Origin of the sequence: Acidovorax sp. K2F (assembly GCF_025246485.1) — a bacterium.
Classification (GTDB): Bacteria; Pseudomonadota; Gammaproteobacteria; order Burkholderiales; family Burkholderiaceae_C; genus Acidovorax; species Acidovorax delafieldii.
The window spans coordinates 21498-38694 of sequence record NZ_JAOBSQ010000049.1 but is presented as its reverse complement, the minus strand read 5'-3'; the positions used below and the strand labels follow the sequence as shown (position 1 = coordinate 38694).

Genomic DNA, 17197 nt, shown 5'->3' with positions numbered 1-17197 from the left:
ATGCTGCCTGTGGACGAAATACGCCTCAACTTCAACCCCGCGTCGCTGGTGGTGCTCAATGTGGTGCTGGGTTTTCTCATGTTCGGCATTGCGCTGGATACGCGCGTGGCGGACTTCAAGCGCGTGCTGCGCATGCCCGGTGCCATGGCGGTGGGCATTGCCGCGCAGTTCATCGTATTGCCTGCGGTGACCTTTGTGCTCACGCTGCTGCTCAAGCCCGGGCCCAGCATCGCGCTGGGCATGATCCTGGTCGCCTGCTGCCCGCCCGGCAATGTGAGCAACATCCTCACGCACCGCGCAGGAGGCAATGTGGCGCTGTCGGTGTCGATGACGGCCATCTCCAACGCGCTGGCCATCGTGCTCATGCCGCTCAACTTTGCCTTTTGGGGCGGCATGCACCCCACGGCGGCGCCGCTGCTGCGCAGCATTGCGCTCGACCCGCTGGAGATGGCGGGTCACATCGTGGTGATCATCGGGCTGCCCTTTGTGCTGGGCATCCTGTGCGCAGAAAAGCTGCCGCGCTTCACACAGCGCGTGAACAAGCCCGTGCGCATCCTTAGCTTTCTGTGCCTCATCGGTTTCATCGTGGGCGCGGTCGCGGGCAACTGGCGTTACTTTCTGGACTACGTGGGCCTGGTGCTGGTGGCCGTAGCGTTGCACGATGCGCTCGCCTTCGGCACCGGCTACGCCTGCGCAAGGCTCAGCGGCTTGCCGGACTACGACCGGCGCGCGGTGAGCATCGAGGTGGGTATCCGCAATGCCGGCCTGGGCCTCGTGCTGATCTTCAGCTTCTTTGGCGGGCTAGGCGGGATGGCCGTGGTGGCGGGCGTGTGGGGCTTCTGGGACATCATCGCGGGGCTGGCGCTGGCAGGCTGGTGGGGGCGCAGGCCCGCCGAACTACCGGCGGCTGATGCCCGCAAGGAGCAGCGCACATGACCGGCATGGGTTGGAAAAGCCGCCGCATTCTGGTCACTGGAGCAGACGGTTTCTTGGGCCGCAGCGTGGTGGCTGCACTGGCGCGTGAAGGGGTCGGGACCATTGTGGCGACCGATGTGCGCGATGTGCCCGCCGAGCGTCGCCTGCCCGGCGTGACCTATCGGGTCCAAGACGTGCGCGACCCCGGTCTGGCGCAGACGCTGGCAGACACCGCCATCGACAGCGTGGTGCACCTGGCGTCCATCGTCACGCCCGGCAAAGGCTCCAGCCGCGAGTTTGAATATTCGGTGGACGTGCTGGGCAGCCAGAACGTGCTGGATGCCTGTGTGGCCATCGGCGTGACGCAGTTGGTCGTCAGCTCCAGCGGTGCGGCCTATGGCTACCACGCCGACAACCCCGCGTGGCTGCGTGAGACCGACGCACTGCGGGGCAACGAGGTCTTTGCCTATTCGCACCACAAGCGGCTGGTGGAAGAGATGCTGGCGCAATACCGCACGCAGCACCCGGCGCTGGCGCAGACGGTGCTGCGCATCGGCACCATCCTGGGCGAGCGGGTGGACAACCAGATCACCGCCTTGTTTGAAAAGCCGCGCCTGCTCGCCATCCGGGGCAGCGAGAGCCCGTTCGTGTTCATCTGGGACGAAGACGTGACTGGTGCCATCCTGCATGCGCTGCGCACGCAGCGGGCGGGCTGTTTCAACCTGGCGGGCGACGGTGCCTTGCCCTTGCGCGAGATCGCCCAGCGCTTGGGCAAGCCCTTGCTGGAGCTACCTGCAGGGCTGCTGCGCACCGCGCTGGCCGTGGGCACCGCGCTGGGTGTGAGCCGCTACGGCCCCGAGCAGCTCGACTTTCTGCGCTACCGGCCTGTGCTGCTGAACACTGCACTCAAGGAGGTGCTGGGCTATGTGCCGGGCAAGACCAGCGCCCAGGCGTTTGAGGCCTTCGTCGCTGCCCGGGCGCTGCAGGGCCGCCCCATAGCTGCGGGCGTGTCCGTGGCGGCCGCATGAGTACGCCAGCGGCCTTGAGCCGTGGCGACCTGTTGCGTGCCCTGGCGGTGGTGGTCATCTGGGGGCTGAACTTTGTGGTGATGAAGCTCGGCCTGCAGGGCCTGAGTCCCATGCTGCTGGGCGCGCTGCGCTTTACGGCGGCATCGCTGCCCTTCTTGTTGTTCGTACCGCGTCCGGCCTTGCCCTGGCGCTTTGTGGTGGGCTACGGGATGGCGCAGGGGCTGGGGCAGTTCGGCTTTCTGTTTCTGGGGCTGCAGCTGGGCATGACGGCGGGCATGGCGTCGGTGGTGATGCAGACCCAGGCGTTCTTCACTTTGCTACTGGCCGCGCCATTGCTGGGAGAGCGTGCCAAGCCCTGGCAGTGGGGGGGCTTGTTGCTGGCGTTCGGCGGCTTGATGACCATCGGCCTCGCGCATGGCGAGGGGCCGGGCCAGATGACGCTGGCGGGGTTTGTGCTCACCCTCGGCGCAGCATTCATGTGGGCGGTGTCCAATCTGGTGGCGCGCCGCGCGGCACAGGCCGGGGCGTATGCGCCGTTTCCGTTCATCGTGTGGAGCAGTGTGGTGCCCATTGGGCCGTTCTTTGCGCTGGCGTTCTGGAGCGAGGGCTCCACCGCCGTGTGGGCACAGCTGCAGTCTTTGAACGGCACCGGGTTGCTGGCCGTGGCCTACCTGGCCTTCTTGGCCACGCTGCTGGCCTACACGCTGTGGACGCAGCTGCTGCAACGCCATGCGGCGGGGCGGGTCACGCCGTTTTCGCTGCTGGTGCCGGTGGTGGGGCTGTGGGCGGCTTATGCCTTTCTGGGTGAAACCCCGGCGCCTCTGCAGTGGTTGGGCGCAGCCGCAGTGCTCTGCGGGCTGGTGGTGAACCAGGTGGGAGGCTTGTGGTGGGCCCGGCGTGCTGCAGCTTCCTAGAATGTTCGCTTTCCGCATCGAGGAGACAGGGTGGCTGAGAGCGTGTTTTTGTGGGTGAAGGGGTTGCGGTTTGCGCACCCGGAGTGTGCGGTGCTGGACAACCTGTCGCTGGCCTGGCCCCCGGGCCTGGCTCTGGTGCGGGGTGATGAAAGCACCGGCAAGACCACGTTACTGCGTCTGCTGGCTGGCGAGCTGACGGCGCAGGCTGGCAGCATCACGCTGCAAGGGGTGGACCTGAACCAGGCCGCCAAGGCCTCGGCACCACGGGTCTTCTGGGCGGACCCGCGATCCAGCGAGTGGGACCCGCTCACTGCCAGGGGTTGGCTCGACAGCCTGCCCGCACGCTACCCCCAATGGGATGGGGCAGCCTTGGTGGAGCACATCGACGGGTTCAGCCTGCACGAGCATCTGGACAAGCCTTTCTACGCCCTGTCCACCGGCAGCAAGCGCAAGGTGCTCATGGCAGGGGCCTTGGCCTCGAATGCACCGCTGACCTTGATCGACGAGCCTGTGGGCGGGCTGGACAAGCCCTCCATTCGCTATCTGGCGCAGGCCCTGGCATCCCAAGCGGCCAGACCAGACCGCCTGGCCGTGGTGGCGCATTACGAAGCCCTGCCCGATGTGCCCTGGGGCTCGGTGCTGGATCTGTAAGAACCTGTTCAAAGGCGTTGTGAGGTGGTAGAGGGCGCATTGGGGGCATGTGCCCTGGGGTCGGCCGTGTAGGCAGGGTCTGCCGTAGACTGCGGTGCTGACCGTTTCCCCACACACACGCCTCACCCTGCAAGGACTGTCCCATGGATGCGCTGCTATTTGTTCCGGTTGCCATCGCCATCTCGCTCACCCCGGGGCCCAACAACTTCTGTGGCCTCAACAACGGCATCCGCGCAGGCGTGGGCCCCGCGATGATCGCCACGGTGGGCCGGGCAGCGGCGTTCGCGATCTTTCTGACGGTGTCTGCGGTGGGGCTGGGGGCGATGCTGCTGGCGTCCGAAGCGGCGTTCACGGCGGTGAAGTGGTTGGGCGCTGCCTACCTGTTCTGGCTGGGCTGGAAGGCCTGGCACAGCCGCGAGTTCAGCGGTCTGGCGCTGGAGGATGCACCTGGCAGTGGCCAGGCGTCGGGTCAACCGGCCCAGTTCCATCTGCGTGCTCTCATCGCGCAGGAGTTTTTGCTGGGCATCACCAACCCCAAGGCGATCATCCTGTTCGCGGCGATCTTTCCGCAGTTCATCGACCCCGCGCAGCCTGCAGCGCGCCAGTTTCTGGTGCTGGGCTCCATCTATCTGGGCAGCGAATTCGTCTCGACGGCCGTGTACGCCAGCTTCGGGCGCCAGATCCGCCGCTTCATCCGCACCTCGCGCGGTGTGGCCCGCCTGAACAAGGCCACCGGCGGTTTCTTCATGGGTGCTGGCGGCCTTCTGCTGGCCACCAACCGCTGATTGCTGCCACCTGGCGGGGCTGAGCCGATACATCGGTAAACCCCGCCCAAAGCGCGCGTAAATCCCCGGTAAAGGGGACCCGCCGGGCGACAGCCCGGGGGGGTGCGCTGGCTACCATACCCGTTCGCTCATTCCTCGTTGCGCCCCACCATGCCCCTGAACCGTTCGTTGACCCGTCCACAGAGGCCCGCAAGATTGCAGTCCGGCAAGCTGCGCTGGATCTCCGCGTTGTTACTGGCCTCCGTGGCGCTGGCTGCGGTGGGAGGTGGTGCCTGGTGGTGGAAACAGCGCCAGGATGCAGCGGCCGCGGCCAGCGCTGGCGGTGCCGCCACGGGGCCCAACGCGGCGCGCAAGCCCGGCAGTGGGCCCGGGCGCTTTGGTGGTGGCAACGTACAGCCCGTGTCGGTAGGCACCGTGCAGCGGGGCGATGTGCGGGTGGTGGTGAGCGCCATCGGCACCATGAGCGCCCGCGCCACCGCCGTGGTGCGCGCCAAGGTCGGCGGCGAGCTGACGTCGGTGCGCTTCAAGGAAGGTGACGAGGTGCGTGCAGGCCAGGTGCTGGCCGAGATCGATGCGCGCAGCTACCAGGCGGCGCTGTCGCAGGCACAGGGCACGCTGCAGCGTGACCAGGCGCTGCTCAAGAATGCGCAGCTCGACCTCAAGCGTTATCAAGACCTGCTGGCACGCGACTCCATCGCCAGCCAGCAGGTGGACACCCAGGCCGCACTGGTGCGGCAGCTGGAAGGCACCGTGGCCTCGGACCAGGCGCAGGTGGACGCCGCGCGCCTGCAACTGAGCTACACCCAGGTCACCGCACCATTTGCCGGCCGCCTGGGCTTGCGCCAGGCCGACCGGGGCAACGTGGTGGGGCCGAGCGACGCGAACGGCATCGTCACCATCAACCAGGTGCGGCCCATCGACGCAGCGTTCTCCGTGCCCGAGGCGCACCTGCCCCAGATGCGTCGCCGCATGGCCGCAGGCGAAGAGCTTAGCGTGGAGCTGTGGGACCGCGACAGCCGCCGCCAGCTGGCCAAGGGCCGCGTGGTGGCGCTGGACAACGCCATCGACAGCGCCACAGGCACCATCAAGGTGAAGGCCGCTTTTGCGAATGAAGACGGCGCCCTGTACCCCAACCAGTTCGTCAACGTGCGCCTGCAGGTCAACCTGCTCCAGGCCGTGCTGACCGTGCCGGCCACGGCCGTGCAGAACAACTATGTGTACCTGGTGCAGGAAGACAGCACCGTGACCCAGCGCCGCATCCGTGTGGGCGTGACCGATGGCGACCGTGTGAGCGTCGAAGGCGAGCTGCGCGATGGCGAGCAGGTGGTCACGGACGGCATCGACCGCCTGCGCGAAGGCGCCAAGGTCGCCGTCATCGATGCCGGTGCCGTCACCCGTGCCGACCAGGCAGCCCAGGACCAGGCCGCGCAGCGCCGTGCGTTTATCGCATCGCTGCCCCCCGATGTGCGTGAAAAGCTGCAGAAGATGAGCCCCGAAGAGCGTCGCGCCTTCTTGCGCGAGCGGCGAGCGCAGATGGGCGCGAGCGGCGCAGCGGCTCCGGCATCGGCGGCGTCTGCTGCAGCCTCTTCGGCGTCGGGTATGGGTGCTCCCGCCGCTGCCCCTGCGTCTGCCCCGCAGGCCTCTGCTGCGCCACAACAGCAGCGCAGCGAAGCACCACCCAGAGCAGCTGCACCGCCCGCCCCCCCCGCCGCCCCCGCAGCGCCTGCAGACCGTAGCTCTGAACCCCCGCGGGGCATCCCTCCGCAGGTGAAGGCACTGCTGGACCAGATGCCCGCCGACGAGCGCGCCCGCGTGATGGCAATGCCGCAGGAGGAGCGCCGTGCCTACATCCGCGAGCGGCTGCAACAGCAGCCGCCGTCCCAGGGTGGCGCAGCCAGCCCGGCGCGCTGAGCGCAGCGGCACCCCGGTTTCTCCCCTGCCTGTCTTGCCAGCGCACTCGCCGCCATGAACCTGTCGCGCCTTTTCATCCTGCGCCCCATCGCCACTGCGCTGCTGATGGTGGCGATCCTGATCGCGGGGCTGATGGCCTACCGGCTGCTGCCCACCTCGGCCCTGCCCGAGGTGGACTACCCCACCATCCAGGTCACCACGCTGTACCCGGGCGCGAGCCCGGACGTGATGACCTCCAACGTCACGGCCCCGCTGGAGCGGCAGTTCGGCCAGATGCCGGGGCTGTCGCAAATGTCGTCCACCAGCTCGGGCGGGGCTTCGGTGATCACGCTGCGTTTTGCGCTCGACATGGCGCTGGACGTGGCCGAGCAGCAGGTGCAGGCAGCCATCAACGCGGGCAGCAACCTGCTGCCCAGCGACCTGCCCATGCCGCCGCTGTACAGCAAGGTCAACCCCGCCGATGCGCCCATCCTCACGCTGGCCATCACCTCGCCCTCGCTGCCTGTGATCCGCGTGAACGACCTGGTGGAAAACCGCCTGGCACCCAAACTCTCGCAGGTGCAGGGCGTGGGCCTGGTGGCGATTGCGGGCGGCCGCCGCCCGGCCGTGCGCATCCAGGCCAACCCCACGGCATTGGCGCAGCTGGGCCTCACGCTGGAGGACGTGCGCACCTCCATCGCAGCCGCCAACGTCAAGCAGGCCAAGGGAGGCTTCGACGGCCCGGCCCGTGCATCCACCATTGATGCCAACGACCAGCTGCAGTCGGCTGCCGAATACCGCGACCTCATCATCGCCTTCAAGAATGGCGCCCCCGTGCGCCTGAAGGACGTGGCCGAAACGGTGGACGATGCCGAGAACACGCGCCTCGCCGCCTGGGCGGGCACGGCAGACACCGGGGCCAAACCCGGCGTGATCCTCAACATCCGCCGCCAGCCCGGCGCCAACGTGATCGACACGGTGGACCGCATCAAGGCCCTGCTGCCGCAGCTGCAAAGCACCTTGCCCGCGTCGCTGGATGTGCAGGTGCTGACGGACCGCACGGTGACGGTGCGCGCCTCGGTGCGCGACATGCAGGTGGAGCTGGGCCTGGCCGTGCTGCTGGTGGTGGCGGTGATCTTTGTCTTCCTGCGCAGCCCCTCGGCCACGCTGATCCCGAGCGTGGCCGTGCCGCTGTCGCTCATTGGCACCTGTGGCGTGATGTACCTCGCGGGGTTCTCCATCAACAACCTCACGCTGATGGCGCTGACCATCTCCACCGGCTTTGTGGTGGACGATGCCATCGTGATGATCGAGAACATTGCCCGCTATGTGGAAGAGGGCGAGGCACCCCTCGCGGCTGCGCTCAAGGGCTCGCAGCAGATCGGCTTCACCATCATCTCGCTCACCATCTCGCTGATCGCCGTGCTGATCCCGCTGCTGTTCATGGGCGATGTGGTGGGCCGGCTGTTTCACGAGTTCGCGATCACGCTGGCTGTGTCCATCCTGATCTCGGCTGTGGTGTCGCTCACGCTCACCCCCATGCTGTGCGCGCGCCTGCTGCGCCACACGCCCGAGGAGAGTCACGGCCGCCTGTACCGCGCCACGGGACATTTTTTTGATCGCACCATCGCAGGCTATGGCCGCATGCTGGGCTGGGTGCTGAACCACCGAGGAACCACTTGGCTGGTGTTTGCGGCCACCCTGGCGCTCACCGTGGTGCTGTATCTGTTCATCCCCAAGGGCTTCTTTCCAGTGCAGGACACTGGCACGCTGCAGGCCACTACCGAGGCGGACCAGTCGATCTCGTTTGCCGGCATGGCCGAGCGCCAGCAGGCCGTGGCCGAACGTCTGCTGCAAGACCCCGCCGTGCGCAGCGTCTCGTCGTTCATTGGCGTCGATGGCGCCAACACCACGCTCAACACCGGCCGCCTGCTGATCGACCTGCAGCCGCATGCACAGCGCGACAAGGCCGGTGTGGTGCAGCAGCGCCTGGCCGAGCGCGTGCAGAACCTGCCGGGCATCCGCCTGTTCATCCAACCCGTGCAGGACCTGACCATTGAAGACCGGGTGGCGCGCACGCAGTACCAGTGGCTGCTGTCATCGCCCGACATGCAGCAGCTGACCACCAGCACCACCGAGCTGCTGCGCCGCCTGCGCGCCTTGCCCGAGCTGACGGATGTGGCCAGCGACCTGCAGGACCAGGGCCGCCAGGCCTATGTGCAGATCGACCGCGCCCAGGCCAGCCGGCTGGGTGTGACGGTGGCGGGCATTGACGCGGCGCTGTACAACGCCTTTGGCCAGCGGCTGATCTCGACCATCTTCACGCAGTCCAACCAGTACCGCGTGGTGCTGGAGGTGGCCCCACAGTTCAAGGTGGGGCCCGAGGCGTTGCAGAGCATCTATGTGCCGTCGAGCGCTGGTGCGCCGGTGCCACTGTCATCGGTGGCGCGCATCGAGGAGCGCAACATGCCGCTGGTGGTCAACCACGTGGGCCAGTTGCCCGCCGCCACGATTTCGTTCAACACCGCGCCGGGGGTGTCGTTGGGCAACGCTGTGGCGGCTATCGAGCGCGAGAAGGCGGCTGTGCAGGCGGAGGGGCAGTTGCCGCTGTCTGTGGAGACGAGTTTTCAGGGCGCGGCGCTGGCGTTCCAGGCGTCGCTGTCCAACACGCTGCTGCTGATTCTGGCGGCGGTGGTCACCATGTACATCGTGCTGGGCGTGCTGTACGAGAGCACGGTGCACCCGGTCACCATTTTGTCCACGCTGCCTTCTGCCGGGGTGGGGGCGTTGCTGGCGTTGATGGCAGCGCGGCTGGACCTGGACATCATTGCCATCATCGGCATCGTGCTGCTGATCGGCATCGTGAAGAAGAACGCAATCATGATGATCGACTTTGCGCTGGAGGCGCAGCGGGACGAGGGCTTGAGTGCGCGCGATGCGATTTATCAGGCGTGTCTGTTGCGGTTCCGGCCCATCTTGATGACGACGTTGGCGGCCTTGCTGGGGGCGTTGCCGATGATGCTGGGGACGGGGGTGGGCAGCGAGTTGCGGCATCCGCTGGGGGTGACGATGGTGGGCGGGCTGATCCTGAGTCAGTTGCTCACGCTGTTCACGACCCCGGTGATTTACCTCACGTTTGAGGGGTGGGCGCAGCGGTGGCGTGGGCGGCACGGTGAGGTGGCGTGATGGCTTCCGTTGGTTTCGCTTTGTCGTCTACCTTGCGAACTGGTTTTGTTGAAGCTGGGGTGTGCTTGGTTAGAAGGCGTGCCTTGGCTGGGGGCGGAGGCCGGGAGTCGCCCCGGCGGGCGAGGTACTTTTCTTTGCTTCGCCAAAGAAAAGTACCCAAAAGAAAGGCGACCCCCAGTCTGCGACCCCTGCGCTTCGCTACGGGGCAAACCTGCGGCGTGTCGGTTGCGGGGTGCGCCGTGGAACTCACTGCGCTGCGATGCAGCTTCGTTCAGACATCCACGGCGAGTCAGTTCACGAAGCACGCGCGCTCCGACGCGCGTGCCACCCCGCAACCGCCCCGCCGCAGGCGCAGCCAGCAGGGGTGGGGCAGCCGAACAGCCGAACAGCCAACATCCGTTCGGGCCATTGCTTCGCTCGGCCCAGATTTCGCAGCGCGTGGTGTTTGCGCCCGCGAGATGGGGCCGAGCGAAGCAAAGGCCCGGGGGGATGTTTGGTTCCCCACTCCCCTCTGGATGCGCCGAGGAGCGCAGCGGGCGGGGTGGTGCGTGTGCCGCAGGACACACGCGCTTCGTGAACTGACTCGCTGCGGCTGTTTGAGCGGAGCGCGCGAGCGCGCAGCGAGTTCCGCAGCGCACCCCGCCCGCGAGCACCGCAGGTTGCCCCGTAGCGAAGCGCAGGGGACGCAGACAGTGGGGTCGCCTTTCTTTTGGGTACTTTTCTTTGGCGAAGCAAAGAAAAGTACCTCGCCTGCCGGGCGACTCCCGGCCTCCGCCCTCCGCACGGGAACGCCGCGTGCTACGTTAGTGATAGCAAAAAGTTCAATAAGTACTAGCGCATCCAGCCAAAAACACCAAAAAACCACCCGGAGAGCCCACCCATGAGCCTCTCCACCCCCTTCATCCACCGCCCCATCGGCACCATGCTCCTCACCCTGGGCCTGGCCCTGGCGGGTGCGGTGTCGTTCTTCCTGCTGCCCGTGGCGCCGCTGCCGCAGGTGGACTACCCCACCATCTCGGTCAGCGCCAGCCTGCCCGGTGCCAGCCCCGACACCATGGCCGCCACCGTCGCCACGCCGCTGGAGCGGTCGCTGGGCGCGATTGCGGGCGTGACCGAGATCACCTCGCGCTCTATCCTGGGTAGCACCTCCATCACGCTGCAGTTCGACCTGGACCGCAACGTGGACAGCGCCGCGCGCGATGTGCAGGCTGCCATCAACGCCGCGCGCACGCTGCTGCCCACGGGCATGCCCAGCAACCCGACCTACCGCAAGGTCAACCCGGCCGACTCGCCCATCATGATCCTGGCGCTCACGTCGGACCTGCTCACACGCGGGCAGATGTACGACGCGGCATCTACCGTGCTGGCGCAAAAGCTCTCGCAGGTCGAGGGTGTGGGCCAGGCCACGGTCAGCGGCGGCGCGCTGCCTGCCGTGCGTGTGGAGCTGGACCCGGTGCGGCTGGCGTCCAACGGCATCTCGCTGGAACAGGTGCGCAGCGCCATCGTCAGCACCAACGCCAACCGCCCGCTGGGCGCGGTGGAGCGGGAAGACCACTACTGGCAGGTGGCCACCAACGACCAGGCCCGTGTGGCGGCCGACTACGCGCCCCTGGTGCTGCGCTGGAAGAACGGGCAGGCCGTGCGCCTGCAGGACGTGGCCGAGGTGGTGGACTCGGTGCAGGACGTGCGCAACTTCGGCGTGGCCAATGGCAAGCCGGCGGTGCTGCTGCAGGTGTACAAGCAGCCCGGCGCCAACATCCTCGAAGCCGTGGAGCGCGTGCGATCGCTGCTGCCCGCGCTGCAGGCCTCCATCCCGGCGGCCATCGACATCGAGGTGGTGTCCGACCGCACACCCACGCTGCGGGCTTCCGTCAAGGAGGTGGAGCGCGCGCTGCTGATCGCCGTGGCGCTGGTGGTGCTGGTGGTGTTCCTGTTCTTGCGCAACGGGCGTGCCACGCTCATCCCCAGCGTGGCGGTGCCGGTGTCGCTGGCAGGCACGTTTGGTGTGATGTACCTGGCAGGCTACACGCTCGACAACCTCTCGCTGATGGCGCTCACGGTGGCCACAGGCTTTGTGGTGGACGACGCCATCGTGGTGCTGGAGAACATCATGCGCCACATGGAGCGGGGCAAGACCGCGCTGCGGGCGTCGCTCGACGGCGCGCGTGAGATCGGCTTCACCGTGGTGTCGATGAGCATCTCGCTGATTGCGGTGTTTGTGCCCATCTTGTTCATGGGCGGCATCGTGGGGCGGTTTTTCCGCGAGTTTGCCATCGTCATGTCCTCGGCCATCCTGGTGTCGATGGTGGTGTCGCTCACCACCACACCCATGATGTGCGCCGCGCTGCTCAAGCCCCACAGTCCGGTAACGGCGCGGCGCAGGGGCTGGGCTGCGGCCTTCAGCCATCGGATCGGTCGCTGGGTGGATCGTATGCAGGTGCGGGGCATGCGCCTGTACCGCCGCAGCCTGGCCTGGTGCCTGCGCCACCAGCCCGTGGCCCTGCTGGCGCTGGTGTGTGTGGTGGGGCTCAACGTGTACCTCTACACCGCCATCGACAAGGGCTTCATGCCCGAGCAGGACACCGGGCGCATCTCGGGCTTCATCCGGGCCGACCAGGCCACGTCCTACCAGGCCATGGAGCAGCGGCTGCAGCGTTTCCTGTCCATCGTGCAGGCCGACCCGGCCGTGGAGCATGTGACTGGCTTCACGGGCGGCTGGCAGCGCAATGCGGCGCAGATGTTCATGACCCTCAAGCGTGGGCCGGGGCAGGAGAGTTCGGAGGCCGTGATAACGCGGCTGCGCGAGCAACTCAAGAACGAGCCGGGCGCGCGCCTTTTTATGGTGCCGCAGCGTGACATCCGCATTGGCGGGCGGCAGAGCGGTGCCTCGTTCGACTACACCCTGCAGGCCGACGACATTGGCGACCTGCGCACCTGGGAGCCACGCATCCGCCAGGTGCTGAGCCAGCTGCCCGAGCTGGAGGACGTGAACAGCGACGTGCAGGACTTTGGCCTGCAGACCTCGCTGGTCATCGACCGCGATGCCGTGACCCGGATGGGCCTGACCATGGCGCAGATCGACGCCACACTCAACAACGCCTTCGGCCAGCGCCAGGTGGGCGTGATCTACAACCCGCTCAACCAGTACCGCGTGGTCATGGAGGCCGCGCCGCGCTACCTGCAGAACCCCGAGACGCTGCGCGGCTTCTTTTTCGTTAACAGCCAGGGGCAGCAGATTCCGCTCACGGCGTTTGCGCGCATCACCACTACCAACACACCGCTGTCGGTCAACCACGACCGGGGCACACCCGCCAGCAGCATCAGCTTCAGCCTGGCGCCGGGGGTATCGCTGTCGCAGGCCACCGAGGCGGTGAACAACGCGGTGGCCGAACTGGGCGTGCCGGTGTCGGTGCGTGGCTCGTTCAGCGGCACGGCGGGGGCGTTCCAGGACGCGCTGGCGGGCCAGCCGTTGCTGATCCTGGCAGCCATCATCACCATCTACCTGGTGCTGGGCATGTTGTACGAGAGCCTGGTGCACCCCATCACCATCCTGTCCACGCTACCCTCTGCGGGGGTGGGCGCGTTGCTGGCGCTCATGCTGTTCAAGACCGAGTTCTCGCTCATCGCACTCATTGGCGTGATCCTGCTGATCGGCATCGTGAAGAAGAACGCGATCATGATGATTGACTTTGCCCTCACGCGGCAACGCCAGCAGGGGCAGCCGGGCCGGGCGCCCGTCACAGCCGCGCAGGCCATCTACCGCGCCTGCAACCTGCGGTTGCGCCCCATTTTGATGACCACCGTGGCCGCCATCTTTGGGGCCCTGCCGCTGGCCCTGGGGCGGGGCGATGGTGCAGAGCTGCGCCAGCCGCTGGGCATTGCGATTGTGGGCGGCCTGCTGGTAAGCCAGTGGCTCACGCTCTACACCACGCCGGTGGTGTATGTGGCGCTCGACCGGCTGCGTGCGCGCGTGCTGCGGGCGGTGGGGCGGCGCCGCAAGCCAGCGGGCGCCGCGCCTGCGGTCCCGGTGGTATTGCAAGGAAACGACGGATGACCTCTTTCACTTTTTCACGTCGGGTCGCCTGGCCTGCGCTGGTGGCCAGCGGCCTGTGGCTGGCGGGCTGCGCGCAGACGCCGCCGTACGAGCGGCCCACCATGGACATTCCTGCCGCTTACAAAGAGCAGGCCGCCGCCCAGGCCCAGGGCATCTGGAAGCCCGCGCAGCCACAGGCCTCCACCGCCTTGCCCGAGACCTGGTGGACCGTGTACGGCGACGCTGTGCTGGACCGCCTGCAGCAGCAGGCCGAGGCCAACAGCCCCACCCTGGCGCAGAGCGCTGCCCGCCTGCGTGCGGCCCAGGCGGCTGTGACCAGCAGTGGCGCTGCGGCCTTGCCCACCGTGGGGGCCAATGCCAGCAGCAGCCGCGCGCGCAGCGGCACGCAGCTGAGCAATCAGGGGGATGGCAGCAGCACCGCGCGCATCAGCACCAGCCATTCGCTGGGCCTGTCTGCCAGCTGGGAGCTGGACCTGTGGGGTCGCATCTCTGCCGGGGTGAGTGCGGCGCAGGCCAGCGCCCAGGCCAGCGCCGACGACCTGGCCGCTGCGCGCCTGTCGCTGCAGGCTGCCGTGGTGCAGACCTATTTTTCGCTGCGCGCGGCCGAGGCCCAGGCTGCGCTGCTGGGCGAGACGCTCAAGGCCTACGACCGCAGCTGGGAGCTGACGCGCAACCGCCAGGCGGCCGGTGTGGCGTCCAGCGCCGATGTGGCGCAGGCGGAGGCGCAGTACAAGTCCACCCAGGTGCAGCTGCTGGAGGCCCAAACCACGCGCAGCCAGCTGGAGCACGCGCTGGCGGCGCTGCTGGGGCAGGCGCCTGCCGCCTTTGCGCTGGAGCCCACCGCCGCGCTGCCTGCACCGGCTGACGTGCCCCAGTCCTTGCCGTCCGACCTGCTGCAGCGCCGCCCCGATATTGCCGCTGCAGAACGCCGCGTGGCGGCGGCCAACGCGCAGATCGGCGTGGCGCGTGCGGCGTATTTCCCCACGCTCACGCTGTCGGCAGCGGGGGGCTTCCGGGGATCGCCCCTGGCCGACCTGTTCAGCGCGCCCAACCTGTTCTGGTCGCTGGGGCCTGCGCTGGCGGCGTCGATTTTTGATGGCGGCGCGCGCAGTGCCGCCGTAGAGACGGCCCGCGCCAACCACGCGCAGGTCACGGCCGCCTACCGCCAGACGGTGCTGACCGCGCTGCAGGAGGTGGAGGACAACCTCACGGCCGCCGCTGCGCTGGCGCAGGAGGAGCAGCTGCAGCGCGAGGCCACCGCCGCTGCGCAGCGTGCGCTGGACGTGGTGGAGAACCAGTACCGTGCGGGCACCGTGGGTTACCTGAATGTGCTGGCGGCCCAGACCACCGTGCTGTCGTCACAGCGCAGCCTGATCGACGTGAAGAGCCGCCGCCTGACGGCAGTGAATGCGCTGCTGAAGAATGTGGCTGGGCGCTGGGAGGCGCTGCCGCCCGCTTGAAGCCCGCCTGAACTGCGGGCGCAGCTACATCGCCTTGAATAGGTGCGCGTAGAGGCGGCTCACCGGCAGCCGCTCGGGCCGCCCGCGCAGGCTGATGTGCTGCTTGCCCGCCTCGTCGCGCGTGACGGTGGCAATGGCCGTGGCGCGCACCAGGGTGCTGCGGTGCACCTGCCAGAACTCCTGCGGGTCGAGCTGCTCGATCAGCTCCTTGAGCGCGGTGCGGATCAGGTATTCACGCTCGGCCGTGAGCACGCGCACGTACTTGTCGGCCGCCTCGAAGTACACAACGTCCGCCACCGGCACCATCTGGATCTGCGTGCCATGGCTGGCCTGGATCACGCTCAGCCGCGTTGCGGCGGTGGCAGGCGCGGCGGCGGGTGCAGTGCCCACGCCGGGAGCGCCCAGCAGCGCGCGCAGCTGGGCCATGGTGGCTTCGAGTTCGGGTGAGGGCAACGCCGCCGAAGGTGCAGCGGGTGGTGCACCGGTTGCTGCAACGGCTGAGACACGCTGGGCCAGCAGGCCCTGCACCTTGGCCACGGTGCGCGCCAGCCGGTCGGCCTGGATGGGTTTGAGCAGGTAGTCCACCGCCTGCGCTTCAAACGCCTGCACGGCGTACTGGTCGTAGGCCGTGGCAAACACCAGCGCCGGAAAGGGCAGGTCATCCGGCCATGCGTCGGCCAGTTCGGCGGCAGCCTCGATGCCGCTCTGGCCGGGCATGCGGATGTCGAAGAACAGCACGTCGGGCCGCAAGTCCAGCGCCTGCCGCACCGCCGAGCGGCCGTCGCCCACCAGGGCCACCACTTGCAGCTGTGGCCATGCGCGGGCCAGGTCCTGCTGCAGGGCAGCGGCCAGCAGCGGTTCGTCTTCGGCAATCAGGGCACGCGGGGCTCGCTCTGTCATGGTGCGGCGGCAGATTTCAAGGGAAAAGTGACGGTAGCGCTAGTGCCATTTGGCTCTATTGCTATTAATTCAAGAGCGCCTGCAGCGCCGTGCAGCGTGGCCAAGCGCTCGCGCACCTGGGCCAGGCCAAAGCTCTGGCCGGGGCCTGGCACGGGCAGGGTGGCGGGAATGCCCGCCCCGGTGTCTTGTACCTCGATGACCAGCAACAGGCCTTGGGGGCTTGCCTGGGTGCTTGCACGTACGGTGATGTGGCCGCCTTCCACCTGGGGCTCCAGCCCGTGGCGGATGGCGTTTTCCACCAGCGGCTGCAGCAGCAGCGGTGGCACGGGCACGTCGCGCAGCGTGTCGGGCAGGTCCAGTGTGTAGGCCATGCGTGGGCCCATGCGCACGGCCATCAGCTCCAGATAGTCGCGCAGGCGCTCAAACTCCAGCGCCAGCGGGTGCTGGGTGCTGCGCGATGCGCTGAGCGTGGCGCGCAGGTAGGCAATCATGCGGTCCAGCATGTGCTGCGCCCGGGCCGGGTCGGTGCCGATGAGCACGCGCAGGTTGGCCAGGGTGTTGAACAGCATGTGGGGTTCCAGCTGGGTCTCCAGCAGCTTCAGGCGCGATTCGCTGGCGTGCATGCGCGCCTCGGCCATCTTGCTCTCCAGGTAGGCCGACTTGTTGACGGCGTAGAAGTAGAACGTGCCCACCAGCCCCGCAATGGCCGTGATGAGGATGGACGTGCGCTGGTCTGCTCCGGAGATCAACGCCCCCGGCGGGTAGAAGTGAAAGTAGTGCACGCACAGCGCGTCGGCCAGCAAGGTGCCCGCTAGGTAACCCACGACAATGCCCACCAGGACCAGCGCAATGCCCTGCCAGCCGTGTGGCCAGCCCGTTTCGGCGGCGGAGGGTATCAACTCTCGCCCCAGGTCGATGATGGCCCAGGTGAAGGTGCCGATCAGCACCGAATACACCACGGGCGGCCCATAGGGCTTGTCGGGCATGAACGTGCACTGGATGGTGGCCACGACCAGTGTGAAGGCCACCACCTGCAGGTAGTGCCGCAGCTTGCTGACCCCGTTGAACTCGTGGCGCAGCTTCATGGCCGGTCTTGGCGGCGCTGCAGGGCCTCGCGCTCGCGCTGCACCATGCGCTCGCGCAGGCCGCTGCCAGAGCCCAGCAAAAACACCGACACCCCATGCAGCACCAGCCCCAGCCCCCAGCCCAGCAGCGGGTACACCGACCACGGGCGTGTGCCAAACGCATAGCGCGACATGGCAAAGATGAGGGCGTTGACCAGCACGAAGGCCATCGCATGCAGGTACCAGCCCAGCTTGGCGTTGGCGCGGCGGCGGGCGAGTTGGTCGAGGTCTTCGGGTGTCATTGGCATGGAGCTTTGCATTCTAGGCGGCTCAATGGGCGCAGCAACGCG

Annotated in this window: 12 protein-coding genes; 9 read left to right on the top strand and 3 right to left on the bottom strand. The window is 67.7% G+C overall.

The window, feature by feature from the left end:
• From N4G42_RS18080 to N4G42_RS18040, 9 genes are all read left to right on the top strand, one after another.
• A complete protein-coding gene (locus N4G42_RS18080; protein ID WP_260668164.1) occupies positions 1–936 on the top strand; it encodes a bile acid:sodium symporter family protein in 936 nt (311 codons plus the stop codon).
• The gene (locus N4G42_RS18075) at positions 933–1943 is read left to right on the top strand and encodes an SDR family oxidoreductase (RefSeq protein ID WP_260668163.1); all 1011 of its coding nucleotides are present in this window, start codon (positions 933–935) and stop codon (positions 1941–1943) included. Before N4G42_RS18080 ends, N4G42_RS18075 begins: the two co-directional genes overlap by 4 nt.
• A complete protein-coding gene (locus N4G42_RS18070; protein ID WP_192419939.1) occupies positions 1940–2857 on the top strand; it encodes an EamA family transporter in 918 nt (305 codons plus the stop codon). The genes N4G42_RS18075 and N4G42_RS18070 overlap by 4 nt, the downstream gene beginning before the upstream one ends.
• Positions 2858–2887: 30 nt before the next feature.
• On the top strand, positions 2888–3508 hold the full coding sequence (locus N4G42_RS18065) for an ABC transporter ATP-binding protein (protein WP_260668162.1): 621 nt from the start codon (positions 2888–2890) through the stop codon (positions 3506–3508).
• A gap of 143 nt (positions 3509–3651) precedes the next feature.
• Positions 3652–4293 carry a LysE family translocator gene (locus N4G42_RS18060; protein WP_260668161.1) on the top strand — a complete coding sequence of 214 codons (642 nt, stop codon included), beginning with the start codon at positions 3652–3654 and terminating at the stop codon, positions 4291–4293.
• Between the two features lie 150 nt (positions 4294–4443).
• Positions 4444–6204 carry an efflux RND transporter periplasmic adaptor subunit gene (locus tag N4G42_RS18055; RefSeq protein WP_260668160.1) on the top strand — a complete coding sequence of 587 codons (1761 nt, stop codon included), beginning with the start codon at positions 4444–4446 and terminating at the stop codon, positions 6202–6204.
• A gap of 54 nt (positions 6205–6258) precedes the next feature.
• On the top strand, positions 6259–9369 hold the full coding sequence (locus tag N4G42_RS18050; protein WP_260668159.1) for an MdtB/MuxB family multidrug efflux RND transporter permease subunit: 3111 nt from the start codon (positions 6259–6261) through the stop codon (positions 9367–9369).
• 880 nt (positions 9370–10249) lie between these two features.
• Positions 10250–13423, top strand: a complete 3174-nt coding sequence (locus N4G42_RS18045) for an efflux RND transporter permease subunit (protein WP_260668158.1) — start codon at positions 10250–10252, stop codon at positions 13421–13423.
• Complete coding sequence (locus N4G42_RS18040) at positions 13420–14883, top strand: efflux transporter outer membrane subunit (protein ID WP_260668157.1); 1464 nt, start codon at positions 13420–13422, stop codon at positions 14881–14883. Before N4G42_RS18045 ends, N4G42_RS18040 begins: the two co-directional genes overlap by 4 nt.
• A 24-nt stretch (positions 14884–14907) precedes the next feature.
• Here the strand turns inward: N4G42_RS18040 and N4G42_RS18035 are convergent, their stop codons facing one another.
• Genes N4G42_RS18035 through N4G42_RS18025 form a run of 3 tightly spaced genes read right to left on the bottom strand, consistent with a single transcriptional unit; the run spans position 14908 to position 17155 of the window.
• Positions 14908–15783 carry a LytR/AlgR family response regulator transcription factor gene (locus N4G42_RS18035; RefSeq protein ID WP_260668156.1) on the bottom strand — a complete coding sequence of 292 codons (876 nt, stop codon included), beginning with the start codon at positions 15781–15783 and terminating at the stop codon, positions 14908–14910.
• Positions 15780–16868, bottom strand: a complete 1089-nt coding sequence (locus N4G42_RS18030) for a sensor histidine kinase (protein ID WP_260668155.1) — start codon at positions 16866–16868, stop codon at positions 15780–15782. Before N4G42_RS18030 ends, N4G42_RS18035 begins: the two co-directional genes overlap by 4 nt.
• Positions 16865–17155, bottom strand: a complete 291-nt coding sequence (locus tag N4G42_RS18025; protein WP_056748347.1) for a 2TM domain-containing protein — start codon at positions 17153–17155, stop codon at positions 16865–16867. The genes N4G42_RS18030 and N4G42_RS18025 overlap by 4 nt, the downstream gene beginning before the upstream one ends.
• Positions 17156–17197 lie beyond the last annotated feature (42 nt).

Excerpts from the sequence above, each read along its gene's own strand:
- N4G42_RS18080 (WP_260668164.1), top strand. The coding sequence starts at position 1 with ATGCTGCCTGTGGACGAAATACGCCTCAACTTCAACCCCGCGTCGCTG.
- N4G42_RS18075 (WP_260668163.1), top strand. The coding sequence starts at position 933 with ATGACCGGCATGGGTTGGAAAAGCCGCCGCATTCTGGTCACTGGAGCA.
- N4G42_RS18070 (WP_192419939.1), top strand. The coding sequence starts at position 1,940 with ATGAGTACGCCAGCGGCCTTGAGCCGTGGCGACCTGTTGCGTGCCCTG.
- N4G42_RS18060 (WP_260668161.1), top strand. The coding sequence starts at position 3,652 with ATGGATGCGCTGCTATTTGTTCCGGTTGCCATCGCCATCTCGCTCACC.
- N4G42_RS18055 (WP_260668160.1), top strand. The coding sequence starts at position 4,444 with ATGCCCCTGAACCGTTCGTTGACCCGTCCACAGAGGCCCGCAAGATTG.
- N4G42_RS18050 (WP_260668159.1), top strand. The coding sequence starts at position 6,259 with ATGAACCTGTCGCGCCTTTTCATCCTGCGCCCCATCGCCACTGCGCTG.
- N4G42_RS18045 (WP_260668158.1), top strand. The coding sequence starts at position 10,250 with ATGAGCCTCTCCACCCCCTTCATCCACCGCCCCATCGGCACCATGCTC.
- N4G42_RS18040 (WP_260668157.1), top strand. The coding sequence starts at position 13,420 with ATGACCTCTTTCACTTTTTCACGTCGGGTCGCCTGGCCTGCGCTGGTG.
- N4G42_RS18035 (WP_260668156.1), bottom strand. The coding sequence starts at position 15,783 with ATGACAGAGCGAGCCCCGCGTGCCCTGATTGCCGAAGACGAACCGCTG.
- N4G42_RS18030 (WP_260668155.1), bottom strand. The coding sequence starts at position 16,868 with ATGAAGCTGCGCCACGAGTTCAACGGGGTCAGCAAGCTGCGGCACTAC.
- N4G42_RS18025 (WP_056748347.1), bottom strand. The coding sequence starts at position 17,155 with ATGCCAATGACACCCGAAGACCTCGACCAACTCGCCCGCCGCCGCGCC.